Annotated in this window: 11 protein-coding genes; 5 read left to right on the forward strand and 6 right to left on the reverse strand. The window is 69.4% G+C overall.

All coding sequences use genetic code 11. From position 1 onward, the window contains the following. Positions 1–7 precede the first annotated feature (7 nt). The 4 genes from D473_RS0112745 to D473_RS0112760 all read right to left on the reverse strand — a co-directional run bounded on the left by D473_RS0112745 (position 8) and on the right by D473_RS0112760 (position 3,609). Positions 8–727: a RimK family alpha-L-glutamate ligase gene (locus D473_RS0112745; protein ID WP_083917993.1), complete on the reverse strand. Its 720-nt coding sequence runs from the start codon at positions 725–727 to the stop codon at positions 8–10. A 117-nt stretch (positions 728–844) separates the two neighbouring features. Further along, positions 845–1,033 (reverse strand): hypothetical protein, encoded by a 189-nt coding sequence (locus tag D473_RS0112750; protein ID WP_017609456.1) that lies wholly within the window; start codon positions 1,031–1,033, stop codon positions 845–847. A gap of 47 nt (positions 1,034–1,080) precedes the next feature. After that, complete coding sequence (locus tag D473_RS0112755) at positions 1,081–2,382, reverse strand: ATP-grasp domain-containing protein (RefSeq protein WP_017609457.1); 1,302 nt, start codon at positions 2,380–2,382, stop codon at positions 1,081–1,083. A 30-nt stretch (positions 2,383–2,412) separates the two neighbouring features. Continuing rightward, positions 2,413–3,609 (reverse strand): peptidogalycan biosysnthesis protein, encoded by a 1,197-nt coding sequence (locus D473_RS0112760; RefSeq protein WP_026126890.1) that lies wholly within the window; start codon positions 3,607–3,609, stop codon positions 2,413–2,415. 228 nt (positions 3,610–3,837) lie between these two features. On the opposite strand from D473_RS0112760, the gene D473_RS0112765 reads away from it, so the two are divergent. Then, positions 3,838–4,026, forward strand: coding sequence for a hypothetical protein (locus D473_RS0112765; RefSeq protein WP_017609458.1), 189 nt, complete (start codon positions 3,838–3,840; stop codon positions 4,024–4,026). 20 nt (positions 4,027–4,046) lie between these two features. Here the strand turns inward: D473_RS0112765 and D473_RS0112770 are convergent, their stop codons facing one another. Further along, a complete protein-coding gene (locus D473_RS0112770) occupies positions 4,047–7,052 on the reverse strand; it encodes an AfsR/SARP family transcriptional regulator (protein WP_051043047.1) in 3,006 nt (1,001 codons plus the stop codon). A gap of 369 nt (positions 7,053–7,421) precedes the next feature. Next, positions 7,422–7,841 carry a CBS domain-containing protein gene (locus D473_RS0112775; RefSeq protein WP_017609460.1) on the reverse strand — a complete coding sequence of 140 codons (420 nt, stop codon included), beginning with the start codon at positions 7,839–7,841 and terminating at the stop codon, positions 7,422–7,424. Positions 7,842–8,599: 758 nt separating this feature from the next. Here D473_RS0112775 and D473_RS0112780 point away from each other — a divergent pair. The 4 genes from D473_RS0112780 to nrfD all read left to right on the forward strand — a co-directional run bounded on the left by D473_RS0112780 (position 8,600) and on the right by nrfD (position 15,440). After that, entirely contained in the window at positions 8,600–9,961 is a 1,362-nt protein-coding gene (locus D473_RS0112780; RefSeq protein WP_017609461.1) for an MFS transporter, read from the forward strand. A 303-nt stretch (positions 9,962–10,264) separates the two neighbouring features. Next, a complete protein-coding gene (fdh, locus tag D473_RS0112785) occupies positions 10,265–13,519 on the forward strand; it encodes a formate dehydrogenase (protein WP_017609462.1) in 3,255 nt (1,084 codons plus the stop codon). Next, entirely contained in the window at positions 13,516–14,403 is an 888-nt protein-coding gene (locus tag D473_RS0112790; protein ID WP_017609463.1) for a 4Fe-4S dicluster domain-containing protein, read from the forward strand. The genes fdh and D473_RS0112790 overlap by 4 nt, the downstream gene beginning before the upstream one ends. Further along, a complete protein-coding gene (gene nrfD / locus D473_RS0112795; protein WP_017609464.1) occupies positions 14,400–15,440 on the forward strand; it encodes an NrfD/PsrC family molybdoenzyme membrane anchor subunit in 1,041 nt (346 codons plus the stop codon). The genes D473_RS0112790 and nrfD overlap by 4 nt, the downstream gene beginning before the upstream one ends. Positions 15,441–15,474 lie beyond the last annotated feature (34 nt).

Here is a 15,474-nt window from a genome sequence, read left to right on the forward strand (position 1 = left end):
TTCGGGTTCACAGGCCCGTCCCCGTGTCGGTCACGACGGGTGAAGGGGACACGTGGTCGGAGAGCAGGCCGGCAATGTCCACGCCGTGTCGGCGGGACGAGTGCGCGAACTCGGGGTTCGCGTTGACCTCGATCACCTGGAGGGTCCCGGTGGCACGGTCCTCGGCCAGATCGACCCCGTAGAAGCCCTCGCCGAGCGCCTCCACGATCTGCTCGCAGATCCCCGTCATCTCCGGGGTGATCTCGGTGCGTTCCACCTCGGCGCCCAGGTGGGTGTTGGTCCGCCAGTCGTTCGATGACCGCCGGATGGCCACCACGGGTTCGCCGCCGACGACGATGACGCGCAGGTCGTGCCCGGGTTTGTCGATGTGGGCCTGCACCAGGACCGGGAACAGCTTCGACGCGGCGTCGGCCGACTCGCGGCCGCCGACCCAGGCATCGACGCACGGCCCGTCGGTGAGGAGGGTGACGCCCCGGCCCCACGATCCGCTCACGGGTTTGACGACGGCGGGCCATTCCACCTCGGCCACGGATTCCCTGACCTGGTCGAAGTTGAAGGCCAACAGGGAACGCGGGTGCGGGACGCCGTGGCTCTCGAACAGCATCGCCTGGAGCCCTTTGTCGTTGCAGACCTCGATGGCCCGTGTGCTGTTGACCACCCGCACACCCAGATACTCCAGGCGGCGGGCCGCGTCGACGGCCTCGCGGTGGGAGAGGTTGCGGACCAGAGCGAGGGCCGGCGGGGCCGAACGCCCCNACTCCCCGTTCGCGCAACGCCTTCAGCAGGAGTTTCTCCTCGGGGCGCAGCATGGTGACCGAGAGCAGTACCTCGGGTGCGGACATGATCACTCGCCCCAGTCCTCTTCGATCTCCGGAGCGAGTTCGAGACGGACCGGTTCGGGGGTGCCTCCGACGACTTCGTGCTCCTGCCCGCAAGCAGTGCACTCGACGATCTCGCCGTGGTCCCAGTCGGCCTCGGGCTCGATGGCCGTCTCGCAGACCAGGCACTGGGGCGTGGTGATGGTGTTCGGCATCTCTGTTTCCTCTTCTTCTCGGATCGTCCCGGCGGGTGCCGGGAAGTTCAGGGGGCGGTGACGGGGTCGACGACGATCTCGACCCGTTCGGCCGCCCGTTCGGTCTCGGCGTCGAGGTCGGCGTCCAGGGGCGCGTCGATCAGGAGCGACGCCGAACGGTGGCCGGAGTCGACCTGGTCGCCGAGCACGTCACCGGGCATCCGACCGACCAGGACCGAGTGCGCGGTGGCAGGGGCGCCCGATTCCAGGGGGCCGAACACCGGCCAGAGGTTGTCCCTGGCGGGCCAGGAGACCTCGATCCCCTCCGCGGTCACGTCCGTGAGAGCGCCGTGCGGATGGGGCAGGAAGTGCTGGCGGGACCGCCGCCGGGGCTCCGGGTAGGCGGTGGGGACGCCGAGGGCCAGGTCCAGCAGCACGGGCTCGATCGGCTGCCCGGTGGCCAGCTCCCACAGGAACGTGATCGTGTCGCCCGGCAGGCGGGGGGCGACCTCCATGAGGACCACACCGCCCTCGTCGCCGAGCCGGTACTCGGCGTGGGTGATGCCGTCGCGGACCCCGACCTTGCGCAGGACCTCGCGGTTGGCCTCGATCAGCGCGTCCTCCTCCGAGGCGGGCAGGTCGGCCGGGCACGTGTGCGAGAGCTCGGTGAAGTAGCTGCTGACGTCCTCGTTGCTCTCCTTGGCGTTGACGCCGGACCAGATGACCTGGCCGTCCTGCACGAGCGCCTCGACGGAGAACTCCCGGCCCGTGGCCCGCGCCTCCACCAGGGCGATCTCGTGCTCTTCGATCGCGGACAGGGCCGCAATCAGTTCGTCGTTGGTGGACACCGACCGCACACCGGAGCTGTAGAAACGTCCGGCGGGCTTGACCACGGCCGGGAAACGCTCCTCCGGAAGGCGGAACTCGGAACGCCGCTTGGCGGGCACCGCCTCGAAGTACGGGGAGAACTCCGGGACGGCGAACCGCTGGAGCAGCTTGTTGCGGCAGACCGATGCGGCCTTGGCGCCGGCACCGGGCAGCCCGAGCGTGTCGGCGAGCACGCCGGCCGGTTCCACGAAGGGTTCACCGACCGACATCACGCCTCGCACGTCGTAGCGGCGCAGCAGGGGCTGGACGGCCGGGATGACCGAGGCGACGCTCGCCTCCGGCACCTGGACGACCTCCGTGAGCGCGGAGAGGGGATGGGTCTCGTCGGCGCGCGCCTGCTCGAGCAGCTCCATGTCGGTCTGGGCGCTGACGACGACCAGGGCCGCCGACCCGCGCCGGCGGGTCTCCGTGAAGAGGCGTGCCTGGCGGGCGAGGACGACGAGGTCGCCCATGAACAGGACGGCCTGAGGGTGATGTGCCATGGGTGGCTCCGTTTCTGGGGTCGGTCCGGATCAGCAGAAGGGCGCGAACAGATCGGAGTCGATCTGTTTGTCCGCAACGGGGGACAGCTCCGCGACACCGCGCAGGCGCTCTGCGTTGTGGCGGCGGATGGTTTCGTCGTGGCCGAGCTGAACGCTGTCCTCGGTGAGGTCGAGCGTCCACAGCGGCACCAGGCGTGCGCCCCGACGGGCCTTGGCGTCCGGTGCCTCGATGCCGGGGTGGATCCAGGTCAGTCCGAGCTCCGTGGCGATGCGCACGGGCTCGTGGTAGACGAGGTTGAAGTACTCGGCGGCGCCCGGCCGCAGCTCGGGGTAGTCGAACCCGACGGCGCGGATGGACAGGGTCGTGCCATGGACGTAGAAGAGACAGAAACCGACCGGGGGTTCGCCCTCGCGTGAGCAGAACAGGACCTGCGCGGCCTCCCCCATGGCGTCGGCCTGCCTGCGGAAGGACTCGGTCAGTGTGTCGAGGTCGTAGGGCTGGCCGTAACGCTTCTGGGTCGCCGCCAGGAGTTCGGCTGTCGAAACGCAGCACTCGGAGAGCGGCGCACGGGTGATCGTGTAACCGGCCTTGCGGAACTCCCGGACCTCGCGTTTGAGGTTGTCGCGGCGTTTCTTGGAAGCGAACGTGGAGACCCACGCGTCCCAGTCCTCGAACCCGACCGGGATCCAGGCGTCGGTGGCCCAGAGCACGGGATGCGACCGGGCCCCGGCCTCGCGCAGGGTGAGTGCGTCCGCAGTGGTCAGGAAAGGCGCAACGCACGGTACGGGGCCCGGAGGTGTCCCGGGCAGGGCCCCGGTATCGGCGAGGCCGCCGCTCAGCTCACGCAACCGGTCGAGGAGCCGCTCCGCGTCGGGGGTCTTCAGCGCCTCGCCGTCTCCGGTGAGCACGTGGGTCTGGTAGCCGCGGCGCTGGCCCGCCATCAGGCCGACCGGCCCGGGCGAGGGCAGTCCGGCGCCGCGGAGCACCGAGTCCCACCGGTAGAAGCCGTTGGGTTCCTCGACCACGGCCGTCACCGGCACGGCTGCTCCGATTCCGCCGCCGGGGTCGGATACGTGGGCCGTTCCTGCGGTGACGGTCCCGCCGATGTCTCGAGCGCAGAAGCGCAACCAGTCGGACGTCGAGTAGAGGTGATCGGCGGCCAGCCCGTCCCACACCTGGGAGGACAACCCTCCGAGATGGTCGTCGAACTCTCCTGGAGTGCTCATGTCCTCGCTCGGCCCCTTCCGCGGTGGCGTTCGTGCCTCTGTCACGGACACCAATCCACACCGAGGGGTTATCGCGGCACCATCGCCCCGCTATCTCTGCTCCAGGTGCCCGCCCATCGCAGGCAGGAAAGGGTGTTAGGCGCGAAGATAGTCCGGTGATGACATCGATTCCTAGATTCTTCAGTGAACACCGAAGAAAGAGATCCGAGGAATCGAAAGGCCAGAACAATGCGTGGAACGAAGAACATCGCGACCGTGCTCTTCTCCGCTGTCGCCTTCGCGTTCGTCCCGATGGCGTCCGCGGCCGCCGAGGAGAACGCACGAGTTCTCTCCACCCCGGAATCCGTCGGTACCGCCCTCACCCCGGACTCCGACCCCTGGGGACAGAGCGTTTCGGACTCCGACCCCTGGGGCTAGGAGCAGAGCCGACCACGGGGTCACAACTGAACGGGAGCCGGGACCGGGGGCAGCACGGCTGTTCCCCGGTCCCGTCCGTCGCTTCGGTCGTTCCCCTTGAGCAGGTTCAGGTCCCGGCGCACGTCGGCGGCCCCCTCCGCGTCCTGGATCTGTTCCCGGACGACGAGAGCGCGTCCGAGGAAGAGCCGCGCCTGCGACCAACGGTCGGCGGCGGCGTTGAGCCGGCCCAGGTCGTGCAGTACGAACCCCTCGCCGATGGGGTCCTGCAGATCCACGACCAACGCGTGCGCGTTGCAGAGCAGCTGCTCCGCCCGCTCGTGTTCGCCCGCCTCCTGCAGGGCCAGGGACATGGTCCGCAGGATCTGGGCCCGGCCGCGGCCGTCCCCGCAGGCCTCGTAGCAGGACAGGGCCTCTTCCAGGGGAGCCCAGGCCTCGTCCGCCCACCCGCAGGCCAGCAGCGTCTGCCCGCTCAGGAGGAGGGTGTGGCCTTGTCCCACGGGGTCATCGAGGTCACGGAAGTCCTCCAACGCCTTCTCGCACAGGCTCAGAGCGGACCCGGTCCGTCCGCGCCGGTACTCGACGTAGGCGAGCGCGCGGTTGCACTTGGCCCGCCCCAGGGCGTCGCCGAGATCGGTGAATTCCGCCAACGCGGCCGAGAAGAGCGGGAAGGCATGGTCGTGCTCGCGCCGGTTCAACAGCAGCGACCCCTGCGAATGCATCAGCGTCGCGGTGCCCCTCCGGTTGCCGGCGGACCGGGTGGCAGCCATCGCCCGGTCGAGGGTCTCCCCCCACAGGCTCAGGTAACTGCGGCGCTCGAACAGGGTCACCAGGCTGCTCGCGAGATCCCAGCAGAGCTCGTCCAGGCCCGCGTCCGCCGCCAGGCCGACGGTGGAGCAGAGGTTGGCCCGTTCCGAGTCCAACCAGTCCATCGGGCGCTGGAGCTCGGCCTCCATCACCTTCTCGGGCGGGTGCCAACGGGGTGCGTCCCCGTGGACCAGGAGGTGGTCGCCGCCGTACACACGCCGGTGCGCCTCCTCCGCCATGGCCAACCAGGCGCCGCACAGGCGTTCTACGGCCCCCGCGCGTTCCTCGGGCGCCTCGTCGAACAGTTTCTCGCGTGCGAAGACCCGGATGACGTCGTGGAACCGGTAGTGCGGTGCACCCGGACCCAAGGTGGCCACGTCCAGCATCTGTGCGTCGACGAGGCTCTCCACCAGGTCGGCTGGGGACCTGCGGTGGTCGTCCAGCAGCGCCCCGGCCACCCAACCGGGGATCGAGGACCCGTCCAGTGCGCTCAGTCGGCGCAGGAGGCGGCGGTCGTACTCGGACATGCCGTCGTAGGTCAGCGACAGGCTCGCCCGGACTGTCAGGTCACCGTGCTCCAGCTCGTCGAGCCGGTCGCGTTCGTCGGTGAGGCGGTCCAGGAGCGATGCGAGGGTCCAGTGCGGGCGCGCCGCCAGGCGGGCGGCGACGATGCGGAGGGCCAGCGGGAGCCGCCCGACGGTACGCACGAGCTCCTCGGCCTCTTCCCGCTCCGCCTCGACCCTCTCGGCTCCCAGGGACCGCTCCAGGAGCTGGAGGGACTGGTCCATGGTGAGTACGTCGAGTTCCACCACGTGCGATCCGGGCACGCCGGTCAGCCGCGCCCGGCTTGTCACGACGACCCCGCAACTGCTGCTGCCCGGGAGCAGCGGCAGGAACTGCTGCTCGGTGGCGGCGTCGTCGAGGATGATCAGCACCCGTCTCTGAGCCAGGACGGTGCGGTAGAGCTCGGCGCGTTCGTCGACGTCCTCGGGCACGGTCGGTCCGGGTACCCCCAAGGCACGCAGGAAGCGTCCGAGCACGTCCGACGCGGTCAACGGCTGGTCCCGGGTACCCCTGAGGTCGCAGTAGAGCTGGCCGTCGGGGAAGTGCTCCGAGGCCACACGGTGTCCCACGTGCACGGCCAGCGCGCTCTTACCGACGCCGGGCCTGCCCAGCACCACGGCCACCCTCAGGGCGTGGCCGCCGTCGGGAGCGACCAGGACCCGTTCGAACGAGGAGACCAGGTCTTCACGGCCCACGAAATCGGCCGTGTCGGCGGTCAGCTGCTGCGGTCTGGGCACCTCGAACGGCAGGTGGGGGAAGCGCTCCTCCGCCTCGCTCCCGGGCTCCTCGGTGTCCGGTGCCTCGGACGGCCCGGGCTTCGCAGCGACGGGGGAGGACACTGGGGCCGGAGATGGTGCCGGGGCAGGGCTGTTGCCGGCCGCCAGGATCGCCGCCTCGGCAGCCCGCAGCTCCTCCCCCGGGTCCAGCCCCAGCTCCTCGGCGAGGTGGTCCCGGCCGGCGCGGTACACCTCCAGGGCCTCGGCCTGGCGCCCCGACCGGTGCAGGGCCAGCATCAGTTGGGCGCGGACGCGTTCGCGCAGCGGGTACTCCGAGACCAGGGACTGCAGTTCACCGACCAGGCGCAGGTTCTCACCGAGGTCGAGCTCGAGCCTGATCCGGTTCTCGAGGGCGCTCAGGCACTCTTCGTCCAGGCGGACCGCTTTGGCCGCCAGGATCGGGCTGTCGACCCCGTTGAGCGCGGGCCCCCGCCACGGGGACAGTGCGTGTTCCAGGACCGCCACGGCCTCCCGCCGCCGTCCCTGTTCCTCGAGGGCCCGGGCCTCGCGGACCAGCTCACGCAGGACCATGTGGTCGATCGCCCCGTCGTCCGCCCTCAACAGGTATCCCGGAGGGCGTGTCTCGATCACTTCGGTGGACGAGGACCCGGCGAGGATCTTGCGCAGGCGCGACACACAGATCTGGACCTGGGATCGGGCCGTGGCCGGAGGGTTCTCGCCCCAGATCGCGTCGACGAGGTGTTCGGTGCCGACCACCCGTCCCGGTTCCAACAAGAGCGCCGCGAGTACCACCTGTTGGCGTCCCGCCGGAACTTCGATGGGCCAGCCCTCCCTGGCGACGGCGAGGGAGCCGAGAACCCCGAAAGTGAGTCCGTGGGCAGGCCGAGAGGGTGGTGAAACCGTGGAAGAGGAACCGTGCATCGGACTCCGGCATCTCCGATCTGTTCCCGCTCGAACGGAAAGGGCGGGTTCGCTTGCCGTGCCCCGAACGAAGATGGTGGTGCTCCGTCGGGGCCGGGCGCGGAGGGACCGGTGGCCCCGCACACCCGGGACAACGCTTTTCTCGGTTGCGGGAATGATCTTGGAATCAGCCCGGCATCCCCAATGATGTTAGTGCCGGAACCGTCGTCCTCTCCTGAACGGACATGGCCGGAATTGGCCGTCACCGAGAGTCCGGTCTTCTCACCTTCGGTGATAACGGCAATCCCGGGACACGACTGCGGGGCGGAGGAGCCGTGAATCGAACTCCCCCGCCCCGTGTCTTCGGACGTGTCCCTCGCGGGGCCGCCCCTACCCGACGCTCAGCGCCTCGATCAGGTCGCCCACGTCGGGGTCGGGAAGGGCTCGGGCGACGTCCCCGGTCGTGACCATGCCGACCAGGGTGGTCCCGTCGATGACGGGGAGGCGTTTGACGTGCTTCTCCACCATGGTGGCCATGGCTTCGTCGACGGAGTCGTCGGCCCCCACCGTCGCGGCCTCCCCCTGGTTCAGCTCGCCTGCGGTCTCGTCGAGCCGTTTCCCGGCGGCCAGCCCACGGACCACGATGTCGCGGTCGGTCAGTACCCCCTTGAGCCGACCGTCCTGCCCGCAGATGGGCAGGGCCCCCACCCGGTCGGCGGCCATGAGATCGGCCGCTTTCTGGAGGGAGTCGTCCGTGCCGACGCACCTCGGGTCGGGTGTCATGATCTCTCGGACCTTGGTCGCTGCCATCTTCGTTTTCCCCCTTCGTCGTGACGCTTGCTCTGCTCGCACGAGCCTCGGTCGGCGGACCTGGAGAACGGTGCGGCCGTCGTGGCACCGGCCCGGACCGCCCTGCTCGGAGTCGGAACAGCACTCGAATACGCACAACACGGCTGATGGCCGCGTTCACCCCGTGGCGGAGAGGGGAGCACCGCTGTGCTCTCAGCCTCGTCCCCCGGCTACCCGGGCTCCCGTGTTCTCAATCGCCGCACGCGGTGTATCGCCATGTCGACACGGAGACACCCGCTCGGGAGTCCGGATCCACAGGTCGCCGTACCGCCTCGGTGACATGCCGCCATGCCGCTGTGCCGCCGTGTCGCCGTGTCGCCGTGTCGACAACACGACCCGTCGACCCGTCGACAAGGAGATCTGTTCCCACACGTGCGGTCCCTGCCCCGCCCCCGCACTCCCGCGTCCACGGCTTCTGCTGTTCCGCGCACGGCCGTTGCGCTCATCCGGACCCGCAGGACACACAGGTCCCCCATCGGGCACATGGCCCTCGCCGGGCGCATGGTCGCCGAGGAAGAGACGGGTTCGCTCCACCGAATTTCTACCGACCGTTCGTTCATGTCAGGCGTTGCGAACAGGGAAAAGGCCACCCCGATCATCAAAGTGCCTTGCATCACATGACAGGGTGTCCTGTGACTCATAGGTGAATGAGCTGAATTGTCCTGTTCTGCCGTTCTGTCCGGCCCGCCGAGGTCGGCGCGTGAACCCACGGAGCGCCCATGGCAACTTCCGACCCACCCACCTCCCAGCCGTCCCGGGAGCTCGATCCCAGGGAACGGCGCAAGGTCCTCGCCGGGACCATGGTCGGCACGACCATCGAGTGGTACGACTTCTTCATCTACGCGCAAGCCGCGGGCCTGGTCTTCGCCCCGCTCTTCCTGGCTCCCCTGTCGGAGGCCAACCCCGCCGTGGCGCAGGTCCTGTCCTTCGCCACGATCGGGATCTCCTTCCTCTTCCGCCCCCTGGGCGCGATCGTGGCGGGCCATCTCGGCGACCGGTTCGGGCGCAAGAGGATCCTCGTCATCACCCTGGTCATGATGGGTGTGGCGACCTTCCTCATCGGTCTGCTGCCCACGTATGCGCAGATCGGGATGGCCGCCCCGGCCCTGCTGATCCTCCTGCGCGTCGTACAGGGCTTCTCCGCCGGGGGCGAGTGGGGCGGCGCCGCGCTCATGTCCGTCGAACACGCCCCCGTGCCGAAGCGCGGGGTCTTCGGCGCCTACCCGCAGATCGGTGTTCCCTGCGGCATGATCCTCGCGACCTTCGTGGTGTGGGCCATCACCGCGGTCATCGGTACCGAGGCGTTCACGGAGTGGGGTTGGCGTGTCCCGTTCCTGCTGTCGTTCGTGTTGATCGTGGTCGGCCACCTCATCCGCAGGACGGTCGAGGAGTCCCCGGTCTTCGAGCTCATGCAGCGGCGCAAGTCCGAGTCCTCCGCTCCCCTGGGCCGGCTGTTCCGCGAGAACAGCAAGGAGGTCTTCCTCGCCGCGCTGATCTTCGTGGCCAACAACGCCGCCGGCTACCTCGTCATCGCTTTCCTGGTCACCTACGCCTCCCGGCCGGTGGAGGAGTTCGGCCTGGGCATGGAACGCGGACCGGTGTTGCTGGCGACCACGCTGGCCGCGTTCGGCTGGCTCGTCTCGACGATGTACGGCGGCTGGATCAGCGACAAGCTCGGCCGGGTGCGCACCTTCCAGGTCGGATACGTGGTCCTCGCGGCCTGGGCGGTGCCGATGTGGTTCATGGTCGACACCGGCGACCTCCTCTGGTACTTCGTCGGTGTGTTCGTGCTCTGCCTGACCCTGGGGCTGAGCTACGGTCCCCAATCGGCGCTGTACGCGGAGATGTTCCCTGCCGAGATCCGCTACTCCGGTGTGTCCATCGGTTACGCCCTCGGCGCGATCCTCGGTGGCGCCTTCGCCGCGACCATCGCCGAGTTGCTCCTGACCACGTTCGGTGCCTCATGGACCATCGGGGTCTACGTCATCGTGCTGTGCCTGGTCTCGGGGACGGCGGTCTCCCTGGTGAAGAGCCCGCAGGGCGCCGACCTCCACGTCGGCGACGACACGCCCGCGCGGTAGACCCGGGCAGCGCCCGGGGCGGGGCCGGCTCCGATGGCCCCGNGACTGTTTCACGTGAAACGTGCGCCGCGAGAAATCCGCGCATCGCCCCATCGACACATCACCATGTCGACACACCGATCGGCACGCTTGCCCCATGAGCCCGTCCGACCTGCGCCGATCGACCGTTCCGGGGCGGGGGGAGGCCGCCCCGGCCCAAGCGTGTGCCATGCGCGGCGTGTCCTCATCGCCTGCCCCCACCGTGTGATCGACGGTGAGACGAGCCCGAGATCATCGAGCGTTCCGGGCCTGGGGAGGCAAACGATGGGTGTGCGGACATGGATCGAGTCGTGGCCGGTCTACCGGCAACTGACCGGGGAGGACCCGACGGGCCGAGGGGCCGCGGCCAAATCCTCCCGGAGTGAGGAGCTCCGGTCGCGTACCGAGGACGCCGACCGCGTCGTCAAGTCGGTGTGCCCCTACTGCGCCGTCGGCTGCGGACAGAACGTCTATGTCAAGGACGAGGAAGTCGTCCAGATCGAGGGCGACCCGGACTCCCCCATCAGCCGGGGGCGCCTGTGCCCCAAGGGGTCGGCCAGCCTGCAACTGACCACCGGGTCCGCACGCGAGGACAAGGTCCTCTACCGCCGCCCGTACGGCACCGACTGGGAGGAGCTCGACCTCGACACGGCCATGCGCATGGTCGCCGACCGGGTGGTGGACACCCGCGAGGAGACCTGGCAGGAGGAGTACCGGGGCAACAGGGTCGCCCGCACCATGGGCATCGCCAGCCTGGGAGGAGCCACCCTCGACAACGAGGAGAACTACCTCATCAAGAAGCTCCTCAGCGCGCTCGGCGTGGTGCAGGTGGAGAACCAGGCCCGGGTCTGCCACAGCTCCACCGTCGCCGGACTGGGAACGAGTTTCGGCCGCGGCGGGGCGACGATGTTCCTGCAGGACCTGCAGAACTCCGACTGCATCATCATCGAGGGATCCAACTTCGCAGAGGCCCACCCAGTGGGGTTCCAGTGGGTCATGGAGGCCAAGGCCCGGGGCGCCGTCGTCATCCACGTCGACCCCCGCTTCAGCCGCACCAGCGCCCTGGCCGACCTGCACGTGCCGATCAGGGCGGGCACCGACATCGCCTTCCTCGGCGGCATCATCAACCACGTCCTCACCGAGGGCAAGTACTTCGAGGAGTACGTGAAGGCGTTCACCAACGCCGCCACGATCATCAACGAGGACTTCCAGGACACCGAGGACCTCGACGGCCTCTTCTCCGGTTACGACGCAACGGACCGCAGCTACGACGTCACCACGTGGGGATACGACGGGGTCGAGGTCGCGGCCGCGGCCGGCGACCGCAACCAGCTCTACAAGGCCCGGACCGATGAGTACATGAGCATCTCCAGCTCGGGCCGTCCCGAGCAGCACGGCTCGGGCGGAGCGGTCATCCGTGACGCCTCGCGCCAGGACGAGACCCTCCAGGACCCGAACTGTGTCTTCCGGATCCTCAAGCGCCACTACTCGCGCTACACCCCCGAGAAGGTCGAGGAGATCTGCGGGATCCCGGAGGAGGTGTTCCTGCGGGTCTGCGAACACCTCACGGAGAACTCCGGCCGGGACCGCACGAGCGCGTTCTGCTACGCGGTCGGCTGGACCCAGCACACCGTCGGTTCCCAGTACATCCGGACCGCGTCCGTCCTGCAGCTGCTCCTGGGCAACATCGGCCGTCCGGGTGGCGGGATCCAGGCATTGCGAGGGCATGTCAGCATCCAGGGCTCCAGCGACGTACCGACCCTGTTCGACCTGCTGCCCGGGTACCTGCCGATGCCGCACGCCGACGAGGAACAGGACCTGGACTCCTACGTCCTGGCGGCGGGATTCCCGCACAAGGGTTTCTGGTCGAACATGGAGGCCTACACCGTCAGCCTGCTCAAGGCCTGGTGGGGCGAGCACGCCACCGCCGAGAACGACTACTGCTTCGACCACCTGCCCCGCCTGACCGGATCGCACAGCACGTACGACACGGTCATGGGACAGATGAGCGGGGAGTGCAAGGGGTACTTCCTCATGGGGGAGAACCCCGCCGTGGGCTCGGCCAACACCAGGGCCCAGCGCATGGGCATGGCCAACCTCGAATGGCTCGTGGTCCGCGACTTCTCCCTCATCGAGAGCGCCACCTGGTGGAAGGACGGCCCCGAGATCGACTCCGGGGAGAACCGGACCGAGAACATCGGCACCGAGGTGTTCTTCTTCCCTGCCTCGGCCCACACCGAGAAGTCGGGGACCTTCACCAACACCAACCGCACACTGCAGTGGCACGACCGTGCCGTCCGGTCAACCGGGGATCAGACCAGCGACCTGTGGTTCATGTACCGCCTGGGCGAACTCATCCGTGAGCGCCTCGCCGACTCCGACGACCCGAAGGACCGCCCCGTCAAGGAACTGACGTGGGACTATCCGCTCGAACCGGACGGGGAGCCCGACGCGGCAGCGGTCCTGCGGGAGATCAACGGCCACGACGCCGAGGGCCGGCCGCTGGGCGCATACACCGAGTTGAAGTCGGACGGTTCGACCTCGTGCGGGTGCTGGATCTACTGCGGCGTCTTCAAGGACGGAGTCAACCAGTCGGCCCGCAAGAAACCCGGATCCGAACAGGACTGGATCGCGGCCGAGTGGGCCTGGAGCTGGCCCGACAACCGGCGCATCCTCTACAACCGTGCCTCGGCCGACGAGGACGGGCAGCCGTGGAGCTCGCGCAAGACCCTGATCTGGTGGGATCCCGAGAAGGGTGAGTGGATCGGGCACGACACCCCCGACTTCGAGAAGGACAAGGCCCCCGACTACCGGCCCGCCGAGGAGGCGAAGGGGGTCGAAGCGCTCAGCGGCCGGGACGCCTTCATCATGCAGTCCGACGGCAAGGGATGGCTGTACGCGCCCGCGGGTCTGAACGACGGGCCCATGCCCACCCATTACGAGCCGCAGGACACCCCGTTCGAGAACCTGCTCTACACGCAGGGACGCAACCCGACCCGGATGCTGTATCCGCACGAATACAACCTGTACCACCCGGACCCGGGGACCCCGGAGGCCGACGTCTACCCGTTCGTGGTGACGACCTACCGGGTGACCGAACAGTTCACGGCGGGCGGGATGAGCCGGTGGACGCCCTACCTCTCCGAGCTCCAGCCCGAGTTCTTCTGCGAGGTCAGCCCCGAACTGGCCGCGGAGCGGGGACTCAGCCACAGAGGCTGGGCGACGCTGGTCACCGCACGCAACGCGATCGAGGCCCGAGTGATGGTCACCGACCGCATGGCACCGCTCCGGGTCCAGGGCCGGACCGTGCACCAGATCGGCATGCCCTACCACTGGGGCCCCAACGGCTACAGCACGGGTGACTCGGTCAACGAGCTGATGTCCATCTCCCTGGACCCCAACGTGCACATCCAGGAGGTCAAGGCGCTCACGGCCGACATCCGGCCCGGCCGCCGCCCCAGAGGCCCCGAACGGCTCGAACTGGTCCGTTCCTACCGGCGCCGCGCCCGCATCACCGAGTCCACCGGAACGGAGGAGTGAACGTGAGTACCGACAACGACGAGGGAACCCCGCGGCTCGGGTTCTTCACCGACACCAGCGTCTGCATCGGTTGCAAGGCCTGCGAGGTCGCCTGCAAGGAGTGGAACCTCGTCCCCGAGGACGGACTCGACTTCACCGGGATGTCCTTCGACAACACCGGGGGACTGGGCGCCGACAGCTGGCGCCACGTCGCCTTCGTCGAACAGCGCGAGCCCCTCGGCCACCAGGAGACCGGCCTCGGACGCAAGGACACCGTCGACCTCGGCATGCCCTCGTTCGAACTCCCCGGCGCCTCCGCGGCGCCCGAGGACCGGGGCGAGTTCCGCTGGTTGATGTCCTCGGACGTGTGCAAGCACTGCACCCACGCCGCGTGTGTGGACGTGTGCCCGACCGGGGCGCTCTTCCACACCGAGTTCGACACCGTCGTCGTGCAGGAGGACATCTGCAACGGCTGCGGCTACTGCATCCCGGCCTGCCCCTACGGCGTCATCGACCGCCGTGAGGACGACGGCCGGGTCTGGAAATGCACCCTGTGCTACGACCGCATCGGTGACGGGCTCGAGCCGGCCTGTGCCAAGGCCTGCCCCACCGACTCCATCCAGTTCGGCGACCTCGACGAACTGCGCGAACGCGCCGCACAACGCCTGGAGAACCTCCACGAGGAGGGCGTGAGCTCGGCACGCCTGTACGGCGACGACCCCGAGGACGGCGTCGGCGGCAACGGCGCCTTCTTCCTGCTGCTGGACGAACCCGAGGTGTACGGGCTGCCGCCCGACCCCGTCGTCACCACACGCGACCTGCCGTCGATGTGGCGGCATGCGGGTGTGGCAGCGGCGACGATGCTGGCCGGAGTGGCCGCGACTTTCCTGGGAGGGCGACGGTGAACACGTCGGACGTGACGGAGCAGGGTATACGCGGCCAGCGGCCCGACCGAGAGGCGATGACCGGGGCCGCCGGCGTCGTCAGCGAACAGCAGCGGCGCGAGCGCGACGCCCGGCCCGGTGAACGCAGCGCCGACGGGTCCGACTTCGCCTCCTACTACGGGAAGCCGGTCATCAACAGGATCGTGTGGGAGGCGCCCGCGATCGGCGGATACCTGTTCCTCGGCGGCCTCGCCGGCGCCTCCTCCGCCCTCGCGGCGGGGGCGGAACTGACCGGCCGCCCGGACCTGGCCCGGCCGATGCGCTACACCGCCCTGGCCGCGATCTCCGGGTCCACGGCCGCGCTCGTCTACGACCTGGGCCGGCCGGAGCGCTTCCTCAACATGCTGCGCGTGTTCAAACCGTCCTCGCCGATGAGCATGGGGTCGTGGATCCTCGCCGGATACGGGCCACTGGCCGGCGTCGCGGCCGTGACCTCCCTGACGGGGTGGTTCCCGCGGATCGGTCGCCTGGCCACCTACGGATCCGGCGCGATGGGCGCGCTCGTGACCACCTACACCGCTCCCCTGGTGTGTGACACCGCCGTCCCGGCCTGGCACGAGGGCTACCGGTACATGCCCTTCGTCTTCGCCTCCTCGGCGGTCGCCGCTGCGGGGGGCACGGGGCTCATCGCCGCGCCCACCGCACAGAGCGGGCCGGCGCGCCGTGCCGCGGTCGGCGGGGCGCTGGCCGAGACGGCGCTCGCCACGGCCATGGAGCACCGCATGGGCCTGCCCGGAGAGACCTACAAACAGGGGCGGGCGGGCGCGTTCATGCGTGCGGCCCAGACCTTGATGTCGGCGGGTGCGGCCGGTGCGGTGCTCGGACGCCGCAGCCGCGTGGTCTCGGCGCTCAGCGGCGCGGCCCTCGTGGCGGGCTCGGCCTGTACCCGGCTCGGGGTCTTCCACGCAGGGGTCCAGTCCCAGGAGGACCCGAAGTACACCGTGGTGCCCCAGCGCAGGCGACTCGATGCACGAGAGCGCGGGAAGGACACGCAGTGACAGCGGTCGAGGGCCGGAGGAGGCCCTCCGGCAC

The sequence above is a fragment of the Nocardiopsis xinjiangensis YIM 90004 genome (genome assembly GCF_000341145.1).
GTDB lineage: Bacteria > Actinomycetota > Actinomycetes > Streptosporangiales > Streptosporangiaceae > Nocardiopsis > Nocardiopsis xinjiangensis.

Coding starts and splice junctions, on each gene's coding strand:
- D473_RS0112750 (WP_017609456.1), bottom strand. CDS start 1,033: ATGCCGAACACCATCACCACGCCCCAGTGCCTGGTCTGCGAGACGGCC.
- D473_RS0112755 (WP_017609457.1), bottom strand. CDS start 2,382: ATGGCACATCACCCTCAGGCCGTCCTGTTCATGGGCGACCTCGTCGTC.
- D473_RS0112770 (WP_051043047.1), bottom strand. CDS start 7,052: ATGCACGGTTCCTCTTCCACGGTTTCACCACCCTCTCGGCCTGCCCAC.
- D473_RS0112760 (WP_026126890.1), bottom strand. CDS start 3,609: ATGAGCACTCCAGGAGAGTTCGACGACCATCTCGGAGGGTTGTCCTCC.
- D473_RS0112780 (WP_017609461.1), top strand. CDS start 8,600: ATGGCAACTTCCGACCCACCCACCTCCCAGCCGTCCCGGGAGCTCGAT.
- fdh (WP_017609462.1), top strand. CDS start 10,265: ATGGGTGTGCGGACATGGATCGAGTCGTGGCCGGTCTACCGGCAACTG.
- D473_RS0112775 (WP_017609460.1), bottom strand. CDS start 7,841: ATGGCAGCGACCAAGGTCCGAGAGATCATGACACCCGACCCGAGGTGC.
- D473_RS0112765 (WP_017609458.1), top strand. CDS start 3,838: ATGCGTGGAACGAAGAACATCGCGACCGTGCTCTTCTCCGCTGTCGCC.